The sequence below is a fragment of the Brachybacterium tyrofermentans genome (genome assembly GCF_039526165.1).
In the GTDB taxonomy this organism is placed as follows: Bacteria; Actinomycetota; Actinomycetes; order Actinomycetales; family Dermabacteraceae; genus Brachybacterium; species Brachybacterium tyrofermentans.
On record NZ_BAAAIR010000032.1, the window covers coordinates 101,689 to 114,942 of the forward strand.

The 13,254-nt window shown below is 71.0% G+C and carries 11 protein-coding genes; 9 read left to right on the forward strand and 2 right to left on the reverse strand.

The annotated features are described in order from the left end of the window. Positions 1 to 10 precede the first annotated feature (10 nt). Together ABD093_RS06350 and ABD093_RS06355 are read left to right on the forward strand one after the other, a co-directional pair. Complete coding sequence (locus ABD093_RS06350) at positions 11 to 586, forward strand: DUF5998 family protein (protein WP_343923194.1); 576 nt, start codon at positions 11 to 13, stop codon at positions 584 to 586. A gap of 10 nt (positions 587 to 596) precedes the next feature. After that, positions 597 to 1,778, forward strand: a complete 1,182-nt coding sequence (locus tag ABD093_RS06355) for an alkaline phosphatase family protein (RefSeq protein ID WP_343923196.1) — start codon at positions 597 to 599, stop codon at positions 1,776 to 1,778. Positions 1,779 to 1,850: 72 nt separating this feature from the next. On the opposite strand, the gene sepH is transcribed toward ABD093_RS06355, so the two are convergent. After that, entirely contained in the window at positions 1,851 to 3,305 is a 1,455-nt protein-coding gene (gene sepH, locus ABD093_RS06360) for a septation protein SepH (RefSeq protein ID WP_193117305.1), read from the reverse strand. 295 nt (positions 3,306 to 3,600) lie between these two features. On the opposite strand from sepH, the gene ABD093_RS06365 reads away from it, so the two are divergent. Next, positions 3,601 to 3,903, forward strand: a complete 303-nt coding sequence (locus ABD093_RS06365) for a DUF4193 domain-containing protein (protein WP_193117304.1) — start codon at positions 3,601 to 3,603, stop codon at positions 3,901 to 3,903. A gap of 124 nt (positions 3,904 to 4,027) precedes the next feature. Here ABD093_RS06365 and ABD093_RS06370 read toward each other — a convergent pair whose 3' ends face one another. Continuing rightward, the gene (locus ABD093_RS06370; protein ID WP_343923199.1) at positions 4,028 to 4,555 is read right to left on the reverse strand and encodes a DUF3093 domain-containing protein; all 528 of its coding nucleotides are present in this window, start codon (positions 4,553 to 4,555) and stop codon (positions 4,028 to 4,030) included. 60 nt (positions 4,556 to 4,615) lie between these two features. On the opposite strand from ABD093_RS06370, the gene dut reads away from it, so the two are divergent. The 6 genes from dut (at position 4,616) to ABD093_RS06400 (ending at position 13,181) form a co-directional block, all read left to right on the forward strand. Beyond that, complete coding sequence (dut, locus tag ABD093_RS06375) at positions 4,616 to 5,149, forward strand: dUTP diphosphatase (RefSeq protein ID WP_193117302.1); 534 nt, start codon at positions 4,616 to 4,618, stop codon at positions 5,147 to 5,149. A 3-nt stretch (positions 5,150 to 5,152) separates the two neighbouring features. Next, entirely contained in the window at positions 5,153 to 6,094 is a 942-nt protein-coding gene (locus ABD093_RS06380; RefSeq protein WP_343923201.1) for a DUF3710 domain-containing protein, read from the forward strand. Beyond that, positions 6,091 to 6,846 (forward strand): DUF3159 domain-containing protein, encoded by a 756-nt coding sequence (locus ABD093_RS06385; RefSeq protein ID WP_193117301.1) that lies wholly within the window; start codon positions 6,091 to 6,093, stop codon positions 6,844 to 6,846. The genes ABD093_RS06380 and ABD093_RS06385 overlap by 4 nt, the downstream gene beginning before the upstream one ends. A 162-nt stretch (positions 6,847 to 7,008) precedes the next feature. Further along, positions 7,009 to 8,325: a class I SAM-dependent RNA methyltransferase gene (locus ABD093_RS06390; RefSeq protein ID WP_343923204.1), complete on the forward strand. Its 1,317-nt coding sequence runs from the start codon at positions 7,009 to 7,011 to the stop codon at positions 8,323 to 8,325. Between the two features lie 225 nt (positions 8,326 to 8,550). Beyond that, positions 8,551 to 11,343, forward strand: a complete 2,793-nt coding sequence (acnA, locus tag ABD093_RS06395) for an aconitate hydratase AcnA (RefSeq protein ID WP_343923206.1) — start codon at positions 8,551 to 8,553, stop codon at positions 11,341 to 11,343. Positions 11,344 to 11,684: 341 nt separating this feature from the next. After that, positions 11,685 to 13,181 carry an outer membrane protein assembly factor BamB family protein gene (locus ABD093_RS06400; RefSeq protein WP_343923208.1) on the forward strand — a complete coding sequence of 499 codons (1,497 nt, stop codon included), beginning with the start codon at positions 11,685 to 11,687 and terminating at the stop codon, positions 13,179 to 13,181. Positions 13,182 to 13,254 lie beyond the last annotated feature (73 nt).

The window sequence follows — 13,254 nt, forward strand, 5'->3', positions numbered from 1 at the left end:
CACTGGTCCGATGACCACAGCTCTTCCCGCTGATCTCCTCACAGAGCTCGAGACCGCCGGATACTTCCCGCAGACGGCCGCCCAGAGCCTGCAGCGTTCCCTGCACGGCGCGCGGCCCCTGGCCCACCTCGTACGGCCGGAGACCACCTTCGACGGTCCCGAAGTGCGCCGGCACCTCACGGTCCTCGTCCTGACGGCCACCCATCTGCTGGTCACGCACCTCGACGACGACCCCGCCGACGCCCTGAACCCGAGCCAGGTCGTCTCGACCACGGAGCGGGTCCGGCTGCAGCGGATCGCCTCCACCGGCCTCTCCCAGGTCTTCGACACCGACGGCCAGCAGACCCCCGGCCGCGAGGCCGAGATCACGCTCGGCATCACCTGGAGCGGCAGCCACCGCGTGGATCTCGAGCGCGCCGTCTGCGAAGACCCCAACTGCCAGGCCGACCACGGCTACACGGGCACCTTGGCGCCGTCGGACCTCGCCCTGCGCGTCAGCGCCCTGGCCGATGGCGACGACGCGGTCGAGGCCGCGCTGCGCTTCCATGACGAACTGGTCGACGCGGTCGACGCCCTGGACACCTGAGAGGACCCCCATGGCCGAGCCGGAGCACCGCGCGCCCACCGATCGGGCCGTCCCCGGATCCGTCCCTGCAGATCGGGTGGACTGGCCCGACGACTTCCTGCCCGCCCCGTTCGCCGAGGGTGCGCGACCAGGGCTCCTGGACGTCCTGGCACCGCTGGTCTCCACCCCCGAGCCGGGACGCGACGTGGTGGTCCTGCTCGACGGAGCGGGCTCCCGGCTGCTCTCCGCGCACCGCGCCCTCACACCGACCCTGCGGCGGCTGGACGGACAGATCTCGCGCATCCGCACGGTGTCCCCGGCGACGACCTCCTCGGCGATGGTCTCGCTGCACACCGGTCTGCCCCCGCTCGTCCACGGGGTGCTGGGATATCTCACCCACGACCCGGGCTCCGGGCAGCCCCTGAACCAGATCTCCGGCGACCGATCCGTCGATCCCCGCCGGTGGATGCCCGAGCCCACGCTGGTCGAGCAGGGAACTCGGCGCGCGGTCCAGGTGGCACCGTCCAAGCATGCCGGGTCCCACCTCAGCGGCGTCGCGTACCGCGGCTGGGAGTTCCTGGGCCATGGCCGCGGCGACCGGGTCGAGGCGGTGCGCACCGCGCTCCATCGCGCCGGCCCGGACGGTCTGGTCCATCTGCACGTCGACGACGTCGATCACGCCGGGCACCACCACGGTGTGGACAGCGACCAGTGGCGCACGGCCCTCGCCGAGGTCGACGCGCTCCTCGGATCGCTGCTGCGCCGGTTGCCGCGCGGGACGCGGCTCCATGTCACGGCGGATCACGGCATGGTCGACACCTCGCCGAGCACGACGGTGGATCTCGCCGACCATCCGACGCTGCAGCGACTGGCCGTGTCGGTGGCGGGGGAGTCCCGTGCGCTCGCGCTGCGGGCCGTCGACGGCGATGGTGCCGCCGAGGAGCTCGCGAGCGGGCTCCGTGATCTGCTGGGAGGGCGCGCCCTGGTCCTGGACCGGGCCCAGGTGCTCGCCTCGGGTCTGCTCGCCCCGGTGGGGACCGAGGTGTCGGCGAGGGTCGACGGGCGCCTGCCCGACGTGCTCGTGCTCGCCCGGGACCGGTGGAGCGTGGACGACTTCTCACGGCGTCCGGCGTCCGCCCGCGCGATGATCGGTGTGCACGGATCGCTCACGAAGGCCGAGAGCTTCGTCCCGCTCCTGCGCACGACGGTCTGAGAACGTCTCCGGCCGGCGCGGGCATCCGCACCGGCCGGAGATGTGATGATCAGGTCCGGTCGTGAGGCCGGATCAGTCGTGCTTCGACCCGAAGACGATCTCGTCCCAGCTGGGCATCGAGGCCCGCTTGCTCTTGGCCTTGGAGCCCTTGGCGGGCTTGGCGGGCTTGGGGTCGTCGGTCGGTTCGGCAGGATCCGCCGGTGAGGGCGCGGAGGTCGCGCTGAAGCCAGGCAGGGGCGTCAGATCCACGGTGTCCTGGAAGTGCCGCTCATCGAGGACCGTGCCGCCGGCTCCGGAGCCGATCCGCGCGTTCGAGGTGCGAGCGCCCGCCGCGTCGGCGTCGGTGCGGTCGATGTCGTCGGCGTCGTCCTGGTCCTCGAAGCCGTCTGCGTCCTCGAGGCCATCTGCTGCGGCGTCCGAGGTCCGGTCCGTGACGTCGGCGTCGGCCACGTCGGCCGAGAGGTCCGGCTCGCTCGTGGCGTGCTCCAGGAACGCATCCCGGTCGGAATCCGCGACCTCCACGAACGTCGCATCCGTGGCCCCGGCGGGCTCAGTCCGGTCAGGCTCAGGCTCGTCAGCCTCATTCCCGACGGGCTCAGTCCCGGCGAACTCCGCGGAGTCGTCCGCTGCGTCCGTCCCTCCGGTCCTGGCACTGTCGTCGGCCTCGCCGGGTGCGGCGTCGTCGGTCCGGGCACCGTCCAGGACGTCCTCATCGAGGCTGGTCCACACCGAGGTGGAGTCGTCCACGGGCTGGGGGACCGAGCGCAGGCCACGCCGAGCATTGAGCGCGTCGAGCTCGCTGTCGTCGAGGGCGGGCGGCGTGTCGTCCGTCGACGAACGCTGGGCGGCCCGAGGGGCTCGCCCACGACGGGGTCCGGAGGCCTTCTCGTCGAAGGAGCCGTCGGCCTCGAGATCGTAGACGGAGCTCTTCACGGCCTGCAGGCGGGCGCGGCCGCGCGTCGGCTCGGGCGGGGCGTCCTCGTCGCTGATCCAGCGTGCCTCGTCATCGACCGGGGCGACCGAGCGGTTGTCGAGCTCGGCGACCCAGTGCGCCTGACGGGTGCGCCCCGCGGCGGAGAAGGTCAGCTCGAGCGTCCAGGTGCCGTCGGCTCGGCGCCAGGCGTCCCAGGCGGTCTCCTCGGTCGCCTCGCGGGCGGCGAGCCGCTCGGCGACGACGTCGTCGAGGCTCGGGCCGCCGCGGCCGACGGGGAAGGTGCGGGCGCGCTGAGCGGTCCACTCCCGCTCGGCGAGCACAGGGCCCTCATAGCGGCGGACATGGTCCACCGGGATGTCGGCGGCCTCCGAGATGTCCTCGGCACTGCGTCCGGAGCGGAGCATCGTCTGGATCTCGCGAGGGCGCAGCGGTGCCGTGTCCGCGGCCTGGATCATGCCCAGGGCAGGGCGGTCGGTGCGCACCGCGGCGCGCAGCGCCTTGTCGATCCGCAGCGTGTACCGCTCGCCATCGGAGTCGACCAGGATCACATGCTCCCCATCGTCATGGATCCCGTCGAGTTCGATCTCTCGCATCGTCGTCCTCTCGGTCGCAGCCTGGTCGGTGGCGTGCAGAAGTCTAGGCAGCGACCATATCGCTTAGCAGTGCTCCCCGGCGGTGTCCGGGCCCGGAAGCGGCGCGTGTTGCCCTCCGGTCGCCCATGGAATGTGACGTCGGTTGCCGAGCACAGACCTCTCTGCAATAATGCCGCCGCATTCAGCGTTTCGATCCGGACCGGCCCAGAGGGGGCAAGGGCGATCGCGATGCTCTGGATGACCGCATGCCTTCCCAGGTCGGACGACCACCGCGAACCACGAGAACGGACCGTAGATGGCCACAGATTACGATGCACCGCGCAAGAACGACGATGAGTCGAACGACGATTCGATCGAGGAGCTGAAAGGTCGCCGCAACGAGTCGGCGGCCCCCGCGGTCGACGAGGACGAGGCGGAGGCGGCGGACTCGTACGAGCTCCCCGGTGCCGACCTCTCCGGGGAGGAGCTCTCGGTGCGGGTCCTTCCCCGCCAGGCCGACGAGTTCACCTGCGCGAGCTGCTTCCTCGTGAAGCACCGCAGCCAGATCGACCATGTCGAGGGGACCCTCATCATCTGCAAGGAGTGCGCGGCCGCCTGAGCGACCGGAGCCTCCGTGCACGACGGCGCCGCACCCCTGGGGTGCGGCGCCGTTCGTCATCCCGGGTGCTGTGTCCGGAGGTGTTCCGGATCACCGCGGAGCGGGGGTCAGGGCGGAGCGGGGGTCAGGCCTGCTGCTGAGCGGTGCGCAGCGCGAGGACGAGATCCTGCGGGCGCCGCGAGGAGACGACCCAGGCAGAGGTCGGGTCCTCCTCGTCGAGGACGTCGACACGGATCCCGGCATGGACCCAGCCGCGAACGCAGTGGTACGCGAGGGGCTCGAAGTCCTGACCGATCAGCAGTTTCCACTCCTCGCCCTCGAGAACGGCCGGCTCTCCGAGCTGGCCGACGTCGATCTGGGCTCTGCCCAGGAAGAACGTCCCGTCACGGACCGCCACGACGGGCGAGTACTGGACGGCGAGCACGATCGCGATCGCAATGCTCACGATCGCGACGATGAGCGCGAGCGTGCTGTTCAGCGGCACGATGACCAGGCCGACGATCGAGCCGAGCGCGACCACCACGATCCAGGCGCCGGGGCTGGGCAGCAGCCTCTCGCGGTACGACGGCGCGGTGGGGGACGCAGGGTGCGGGGACGAGGAGGCGGCGTCGTTCGCCGGCGTCCCGGGGACGGGATCGGGTGCTGCGGTCATGCTCCGATGTTCTCACGCGCGTCCTGGGAGCTCTCGGGCTGGACGGCATACCCTGTGCGCATGCCTGAAGAGTCTGACACCACGAACGCGGCCACCCGTGCCGCTGCCACCGACGCGCCCCCGCTGCGGATCACGCTCGCTGCGGGGACGGCGATGCCGCGTCGAGCCCACGCCGACGATGCGGGCCTGGACCTGACCAGCGCCGTCGATCTCGAGATCCCCGCCGGGGGGCGCGCCCTCGTCGACACGGGGACGTCCGTCGCCCTGCCGGGCGGGACCGTCGGCCTCGTCTGCCCACGGTCCGGCCTGGCCGCCAAGCACGGGATCACCGTGCTGAACGGCCCCGGGGTGGTGGACGCCGGGTACCGCGGGCCGATCAAGGTCTCCCTGCACAACACCGATCCGGCGGAGAGCTTCACGCTCCGTGCCGGTGACCGGATCGCCCAGCTGGTGGTGGTCCCCGTGCTGACCCCCGTGCTGCAGCAGGTCGACGACCTCGACGCCACCGACCGGTCCACCTCGGGCTTCGGGTCCAGCGGCGGATTCGGGCAGGCACCGACAGCGACCGCCACCGATGAGAACCAGGAGGGTTGAGCCATGGGACTGTTCTCCCGCAAGAAGCGCCAGGAGGCCGCGACCGCCGACGATGTCGACACCGTTGACGGAGTTGGCACCGTTGACGGAGCTGACACTGTTGACGATGGTGACGACCTCGAGACGAGCGCAGCAGCCGAGGGGACCGCGGCCGACGAGACCGCGGCCGCCGAGGCACCCACCGCCGAGGCACCTACCGCCGAGGACGAGGTGGAGGGCGTGAGGACCGGAGCCGGGGCCGAGACCGCGTCGGCCTCCGGCGACCAGGACGCGAGCGCGTCGGACGCCGACGCGACCGCTGACGAGAAGGCCGCCGACGAGCCCGTCGAGCGGGGCGCTCACCTCGCCGACGGCCCGTACGACGAGAGCGACGCGCCCGAGGAGGACCGCATCGATCTCGGCGGGCTCCAGGTGCCGACGATCGACGGCATGGAGCTGCGGATGGAGGTCGACCAGCGCACCAGCGCCGTCACCGGCGCGAACCTCGTGATCGGCGGCTCCTCGGTCCAGGTGCAGGCCTTCGCCGCCCCGAAGTCCCGTGGCCTGTGGGATGACGTCCGGACCTCGCTCCGGGACTCCGTCGTCAAGCAGGGCGGCACGGCCGAGACCCGTCCCGGAGCGTTCGGGACGGAGCTGATCACCCGGCTGCCGGTGAAGCGTGCCGACGGGCGCACGGGATATCGCCCCGCCCGCTTCATCGGGATCGACGGCCGTCGCTGGTTCCTCCGGGCCATCCTCACCGGCAAGGCCCTGAGCGACACGGAGCAGGCCCGTGCCATCGAGACCGTCATCTCCCGGCTGGTGGTGGTGCGCGGTGGCGAGGCGATGGCCCCGCAGGAGCTGATCCCGCTCAACCTTCCCGGTCAGCGCCCCGGTCTCAACCAGATCGGTGCCAGCCCGCTGGACCCTCTGGCCCGCGGCCCCGAGATCACCCAGATCGGATGAACGGGATCCCCGAGGGTCCCGAGAGCCCCGACGTCCCCGCGCCTGCCGGGTCCGAGCAGCCGCGCCCCGGTGCGACGGGCCGGCACAGCGTCGGCTCGGAGACGGACCCATCGGCGACTCCGCGCACGGGGCTCGGCGGGGTCCTGCAGCAGGAGGAGTTCTCCGTCGCGGGAGCGATCGGCGGACCTCGCGGCATCGCCGAGTCGGTGCTGCCCACGCTGCTCTTCATCGTCGTGTTCGTCGCGAGCCGGTCGGTGGTCGCGGCCTCCGTGACCGCCGTGGCCGTGGTCGCGGTGCTCCTGATCGTCCGCCTCGTGCAGCGTCAGAGCCCGGCGACCGTGCTCGGAGGGCTGATCGGGGTCGCCCTCGGCGCGGTGATGGCGATCCGCTCCGGCGACGGCACCGATTTCTATGCGCCCGGCATCGCGATCAACGCAGTCTCCCTGCTCGTGCTCCTCGTCTCCGTGCTGGCACGCAGGCCGCTGATCGGGCTGCTGGTCGGGGTCCTGGACCCCCGGGTCGAGGACTGGGCGAAGGATCCGGACGCCCGCCGCGTCTACACCAGGGCCACGCTGCTGTTCGCGGGGCTGTACGCGGCGAAGCTGGCCGTGCAGGTCCCGCTCCTGCTGACCGGGCACGTCGCCGCACTCGGAGTGGCGAAGCTCGCGATGGGCCTGCCGGCCTTCGCAGTGATCGCCTACCTGGTGTGGCTCATGCATCGCGCTCTGCTGGGACGTCGCGAGCAGCTCTGACCGCGCTCCGGAGCGCCGGTGTTCCCGGATCGGTCCGCCTGGTGGGACACTGGACTCGACGAGACTCCGCCCGGCACAGGTCGCGGCCGGAGAACATCACGAGACCGGGCAGCGGTGGTCCGCGAGGGCGTGACCGCCCCGTGGACGGAGAGGGAGCGGACGATGAGCATGGAGGCCGAGCCGATGTCGAGCACCCCCACTGCAGGCGGACGGCTCCTCACCCTGACCATCGGGCCACCTGCCGCGGGCGGCACCTTCGTGGCGCGTCACGAAGGTCGCGTGGTGTTCGTGCGCGGGACGGCCCCGGGGGAGACCGTCACGGCCCGCCTCCTGGACGACCCCGAGAAGCAGGCCGACGCCCGCTTCTGGCGCGCCGAGGCCATCGACGTGCTCGAGGCCGGCGTGGACCGCGTCCCGACCATCTGGGAGGAATCCTCGGTGGACGGCGTCGGCGGCGCCGAATGGGCGCACATCGCGCTGCCCGCCCAGCGTCGCATCGCCAGCGAGGTCATGCAGGAGCTGCTGCGGCGCGCCGGTGTGACCAGCTATCCGATCGAGCAGGTGCAGGTCGAGCCCGCGCCCCACGACCTCGACGGCCTCGGATCACGCACGCGGGTGCGCTTCGCCGTGGACGACGAGGGCCGGGTGGGGATGCGCGGATGGCGCTCCCACGACGTCCGCGATGCCGGGGAGAACCCTCTGGCGTCCCCCGAGATCCGGGACCTGCGGCTGGGGGAGTGGACGGCCCCCGAGGGGACCGAGGCGATCGACGCCGTCGCACCCTCCGCCGGCCCCGCCTCGGTGGTGCTGATCGGTCGTGATCTGGATCCGGCCTCCGTCGTCATCCCCGAGTCCTGGGGGGACGCGGACGTCTCCGTGCGCACCGGTCGCGGCCTGGTCCCCCTGCGCGGTGACGGCCTGGTGCACGAGCGCGTCGGCGAGCGCCTGTTCAGCGTCAGCGCCACCGGGTTCTGGCAGGGGCACCGTCGCGCCGCCGAGCTGCTCAGCGAGGTCGTCGAGCGCACGTTGAAGGCGCCGCACGGCGGCAGCGCCTGGGACCTCTACGGCGGGGTCGGCCTCTTCGCGGCCACCGCGGCCCAGCAGGTCGGGCACGAGGGCACCGTGATCACCGTCGAGGGCAACCGGCGAGCCTCGCAGCTCGCCGCCGAGAACCTCGAGGACCTGCCGCAGGTCTCCACCGCCACGGCCGACGTCGTCGACTGGGTGCGCGCCCGGCGCGGCGGCGTCGACGTCGTCGTGCTCGATCCGCCGCGCAGCGGCGCCGGCGCGGAGCTCATCGGACTGCTCGCCAAGAGCGTGCGCCAGCGCATCGTCTACGTGTCCTGCGAGCCCTCGACCCTCGCGCGCGACCTGGCCCTCGCGGAGAAGGCCGGCTGGAAGATCGTGGACCTGCGGGCCTTCGATCTGTTCCCGCATACGCACCACGTCGAGTCCGTGACGGTGCTCGAGCGCGCCTGAGGGACGACCGATCGCGGTGGGCGGGTCGTCCGGGAGGGACATCGCGCCGTGGTAGACTTATCTTGACTTCAAGATACCTCCCGGGCGACCCCGGGAAGACGTCCCCCGGAGACCTCTGATCACCCCGCACCCCGCCCGTCCTCGCGACGGTCGCCGCGTCGGGCTGTCCGCAGCGGCGGACGAGCCTACGATGGAGGGGTCGCCCCAACCCAAGGAGTTCACCCCATGAGCACCGCCAACTCATTCTCTGCGAAGCAGGATCTCACTGTCGGTGGGACCGACTACGAGATCTTCGCGCTCGACGCCGTCGAGGGCGCCGACAAGCTTCCGTACAGCCTCAAGATCCTGCTCGAGAACCTGCTGCGCACCGAGGACGGTGCCAACATCACCGCCGACCACGTGCGGGCGCTGGCGAGCTGGGATCCTGCCGCGGATCCGTCGACCGAGATCCAGTTCACCCCGGGCCGCGTGATCATGCAGGACTTCACCGGTGTCCCCTGCGTGGTCGACCTCGCCACCATGCGCGAGGCCATGCGCGATCTGGGCGGCGACCCCGAGAAGATCAACCCCCTCGCCCCCGCCGAGATGGTCATCGATCACTCCGTCATGATCGACGTCGCCGGGCGGCTCGACGCGCTCGAGAAGAACATGGAGCTCGAGTACGAGCGCAACCGTGAGCGCTACCAGTTCCTGCGCTGGGGCCAGACCGCCTTCGACGACTTCAAGGTGGTCCCCCCGGGCACCGGCATCGTCCACCAGGTCAACATCGAGTACCTGGCGCGCACCGTCATGACCCGTGAGGTCTCCGTGAACGGTGAGGCGCCGGTCCTGCGCGCCTACCCCGACTCCTGCGTCGGCACCGACTCCCACACCACGATGGTCAACGGCCTGGGCGTGCTCGGCTGGGGCGTCGGCGGCATCGAGGCCGAGGCCGCGATGCTCGGACAGCCCGTCTCCATGCTCATCCCGCGCGTGGTCGGCTTCAAGCTGACCGGCGAGATCCCGCCAGCCGCGACCGCCACCGACGTGGTGCTGACGATCACCGAGATGCTCCGCGACCACGGAGTCGTCGGCAAGTTCGTCGAGTTCTACGGCGAGGGCGTCACCCAGGTCCCGCTGGCCAACCGCGCCACCATCGGCAACATGAGCCCCGAATTCGGCTCCACCTGCGCGATATTCCCGATCGACGACGTGACCGTCGACTACATGCGCCTGACCGGCCGCTCCGAGGAGCAGCTCGCCCTGGTCGAGGACTACGCCAAGCGTCAGGGCCTGTGGCACGACCCCTCCACGGAGGCCGTGTACTCGGAGTACCTCGAGCTGGATCTGTCCACCGTGGTGCCCTCGATCGCCGGCCCGAAGCGTCCCCAGGACCGCATCGTGCTCACCGAGGCCAAGGAGTCCTTCCGCGAGGTCCTGCCGTCCTACGCCACCGGGCACCCGACGGTCGCGAACGGCGACGGGTCGTTCCCCGCGTCCGATCCGGCCACCCCCGACTCGGACAACGAGTCCGGAGGCAAGGCTCCGACGCACCAGCATGTCACCGGTCGGGCCTCCAACCCGGTCCAGGTCGCCGGCACGGACTACTCGATCGACCACGGCATCGTGTCGATCGCCTCGATCACGTCCTGCACCAACACCTCGAACCCGTCGGTGATGATGGCGGCCGGCCTGCTGGCCCGCAACGCCGCCGATCGCGGGCTCACCTCGAAGCCGTGGGTCAAGACCTCCATGGCGCCGGGGTCCCAGGTCGTCACGAACTACTACACCAAGGCCGGCCTGTGGCCCGCCCTGGAGGAGCTCGGCTTCCACCTGGTCGGCTACGGCTGCACCACCTGCATCGGCAACTCCGGCCCCCTGGACCAGGAGGTCTCGGACGCGATCGCCGAGAAGGATCTGGCCGTCACCGCGGTGCTCTCGGGCAACCGCAACTTCGAGGGCCGCATCAACCCCGACGTGAAGATGAACTACCTGGCGTCCCCGCCGCTGGTCATCGCCTACGCCCTCGCCGGCACCATGGACTTCGACTTCGAGAACGATTCCCTGGGCACCGACAAGGACGGCAACGAGGTCTACCTCCGCGACCTGTGGCCCAGCCCCACCGAGGTCGAGAAGGTCATCGCCGAGTCCATCTCCCAGGAGATGTTCACCGAGGACTACCAGGACGTCTTCACCGGCGACGAGCGCTGGAGGGGGCTCGACACCCCCGAAGGCGCCACCTTCGCCTGGGACGGCGAGTCCACCTATGTGCGCAAGCCCCCGTACTTCGAGGGCATGGGCCTGACCCCGGAGCCCGTCAGCGACATCGAGGGTGCGCGCGTGCTGGTCAAGGTCGGCGACTCGACCACGACCGACCACATCTCGCCCGCCGGTGCGATCAAGCTGGACTCCCCGGCCGGTCGCTACCTGCAGGAGCACGGAGTGGCCCGCAAGGACTTCAACTCCTACGGCTCGCGGCGCGGCAACCACGAGATCATGATCCGTGGCACCTTCGCGAACATCCGCATCAAGAACGAGCTGCTCGACGGCGTCGAGGGCGGGTACACGAAGAACCTGCTGACCGGCGAGCAGGAGTTCATCTACGACGCGGCCCAGGCCTACGCGGAGCAGGACATCCCGCTGGTCGTCCTGGCCGGCAAGGAGTACGGCACCGGCTCCTCGCGCGACTGGGCGGCCAAGGGCACCAAGCTCCTCGGCGTCCAGGTCGTCATCGCCGAGAGCTACGAGCGCATCCACCGCTCGAACCTCATCGGCATGGGCGTGCTGCCCCTGCAGTACCCCGCCGGCGAGTCCGCCGCATCGCTGGGCCTGACCGGCACCGAGACCTTCTCCGTGACGGGCGTGACCGCCCTGAACGAGGGCACCACCCCGAAGACGGTCTCGGTCGTCGCCTCGAAGGAGGACGGCACCACGGTGGAGTTCGACGCGGTCCTGCGCATCGACACCCCCGGTGAGGCGGAGTACTTCCGCAACGGCGGGATCCTGCAGTACGTGCTGCGCCAGCTCGTCAGCAAGTGAGAACGCCCCGGTAGGGACGGGCTCCGACGCCGGCACGATCACCTGCTGGGACGTCGGAGACGTCGAGAAGATCGCCCCACTCAGCGTTGCTGGGTGGGGCGATCTGCTGTTCACGGGGATGGTCGGCGAGAGGGCGCTGAGAGGCAGATGCAGCCGGTCGGCTGATCGGCTGATGGCAGCGAGACCCCTCAGCGACGCCCCTCCGGACGCTACGATGGCGCCCGATGACAGGGAACAGCGATGGCACGGGCGCTGCTGACGAGACGCCGGGGGACTCGGCTGCGCCGACAACTCCCCGGCGGCCTTGGGCGCCGTGGGCAGTCGGCGCGGCAGGTGCGCTCATGGTGGCAGGCCTGATCCTCGGTGCCGCACGTCCCGAATGGGCTGCGCGGGCATGGGACTCCACCGGTATCGACTGCGGCCGCGGACTGTCCCAGGGGGACCCGCACAACGCCGGCTCCCTGAGCTCGAGCTGGGGCGAGGCCACGCACCAGCCCGACGATGAGCTCGACCTGGACGAGCATCGCGCCCACGTCGAGGAACTGGCTCGGCAGCTCGGGTACGAACCCGTGAGGGAGATCCCCGGCGATGCCCGGATCTCGTCGGAGGAGGGCCGGAGCGTCGAGGTCGACGCAGACGCACAGGGCGGGCTGATCCGGGTGGACAGTCGCGGGGAAGAGGGCCTGCATCGGATCGCGGCGATCGATCCCTCCACCGGAGTCCCCGCGTGGAACTGGGACCTGGACGGGGGCCGCGATACGGCGGTGTACGAGCACGGTGACCACCTGATCCTCGCCAACCGGATCGTACGGGGCGGCTTCTTCGAGGGGGACCGGTGGACGGACCTGCTCAGCCTCGACGCGAGAACCGGTGCGAGACAGGGGTGTCAGCGGTTCGAAGGATTCCCCGGCTATGGCGCGGGCAGCACCGACGCCGCCTTGGTGGTCGGCACCGAGAGCTGGAATCCGATGGGCGACGACGAGGACCAGGAGGTCGGCGAACGGGCCATCCAACAGGTCACCGTGCCTGGGTTCAAGCAGGGCTTCAGCCGCACCTTGCCGGCGCTGGACGACGAGACCGGCGACGACGGCATGGACCGGTCCCGCCCCCAGCCTCTCGTGACCCTGCAGGGAGGGTTCTTCCTCACGTACACGTCCCCCTTCGTCGGCGGTTCCGGCGACGCCTTCTCCCTGGGGCGGTCGGGCGCCGACTTCCCGTCCGACCAGGTGCCGATCGAGGCGTTCAGCATGGACACCGGCGAACCGCTGTGGTCGTACGGCGACCCCGGGGACCGGATCGCTGTCGTCTCCGGTGTCAGCGGGATCTCCGGGGCCTCGGGGGTGCTGGTGGCCGAGCTCGGAGAGTTCGAGCCCTCCGCGAAGGACCCGGAGCACGGATCGTCTGCCGTGACCCTGAGGATGCTCGACGCCCAGGGGGAGCAGCTCTGGGAAGCCCCGGCCGCCGACGTCGGGGGTGACTTCTCCGGGAGCAGCGACGACCGGTACCTGCGGGTCCTCGGCGATGTCGTTCTCGTGCACACCGCACCGCACGTGGTCACGGCCCTCGACGCGGCCACCGGGGAGGAGCTGTGGACGATCGACGAGACGGATGAGGAGCCCGAGCCGCTCTGGCTGCATTCGGCCGTCGCCGTCGACGGGAAGGTCTTCCTTCAGGGCACCGATCGGGAGTACATGGTCGATGCCCGAACCGGGGAGCGCTTCGACGAGCTGGCCACCTCGATGGACGACGCCCACGTCCACGACATCAGTGCCCTCGGTGAGGACATGCTGCTCGTGACGACGAGGGAGTACGGGGCCGTGATCCTGCAGCGGCGTTGAGAGAGGCGACGGCGACAGGGGATGATCCGTGCTGTGTCGAGCGTCCGTCCTGTGCCGTGCGTCCGTCGGCCGG

Bases quoted from the DNA above. Each gene is read 5' to 3' on its own strand.
- ABD093_RS06400 (WP_343923208.1), top strand. From the start codon at position 11,685: ATGGTGGCAGGCCTGATCCTCGGTGCCGCACGTCCCGAATGGGCTGCG.
- ABD093_RS06385 (WP_193117301.1), top strand. From the start codon at position 6,091: ATGAACGGGATCCCCGAGGGTCCCGAGAGCCCCGACGTCCCCGCGCCT.
- ABD093_RS06380 (WP_343923201.1), top strand. From the start codon at position 5,153: ATGGGACTGTTCTCCCGCAAGAAGCGCCAGGAGGCCGCGACCGCCGAC.
- dut (WP_193117302.1), top strand. From the start codon at position 4,616: ATGCCTGAAGAGTCTGACACCACGAACGCGGCCACCCGTGCCGCTGCC.
- ABD093_RS06350 (WP_343923194.1), top strand. From the start codon at position 11: ATGACCACAGCTCTTCCCGCTGATCTCCTCACAGAGCTCGAGACCGCC.
- acnA (WP_343923206.1), top strand. From the start codon at position 8,551: ATGAGCACCGCCAACTCATTCTCTGCGAAGCAGGATCTCACTGTCGGT.
- ABD093_RS06390 (WP_343923204.1), top strand. From the start codon at position 7,009: ATGAGCATGGAGGCCGAGCCGATGTCGAGCACCCCCACTGCAGGCGGA.
- ABD093_RS06365 (WP_193117304.1), top strand. From the start codon at position 3,601: ATGGCCACAGATTACGATGCACCGCGCAAGAACGACGATGAGTCGAAC.
- sepH (WP_193117305.1), bottom strand. From the start codon at position 3,305: ATGCGAGAGATCGAACTCGACGGGATCCATGACGATGGGGAGCATGTG.
- ABD093_RS06370 (WP_343923199.1), bottom strand. From the start codon at position 4,555: ATGACCGCAGCACCCGATCCCGTCCCCGGGACGCCGGCGAACGACGCC.
- ABD093_RS06355 (WP_343923196.1), top strand. From the start codon at position 597: ATGGCCGAGCCGGAGCACCGCGCGCCCACCGATCGGGCCGTCCCCGGA.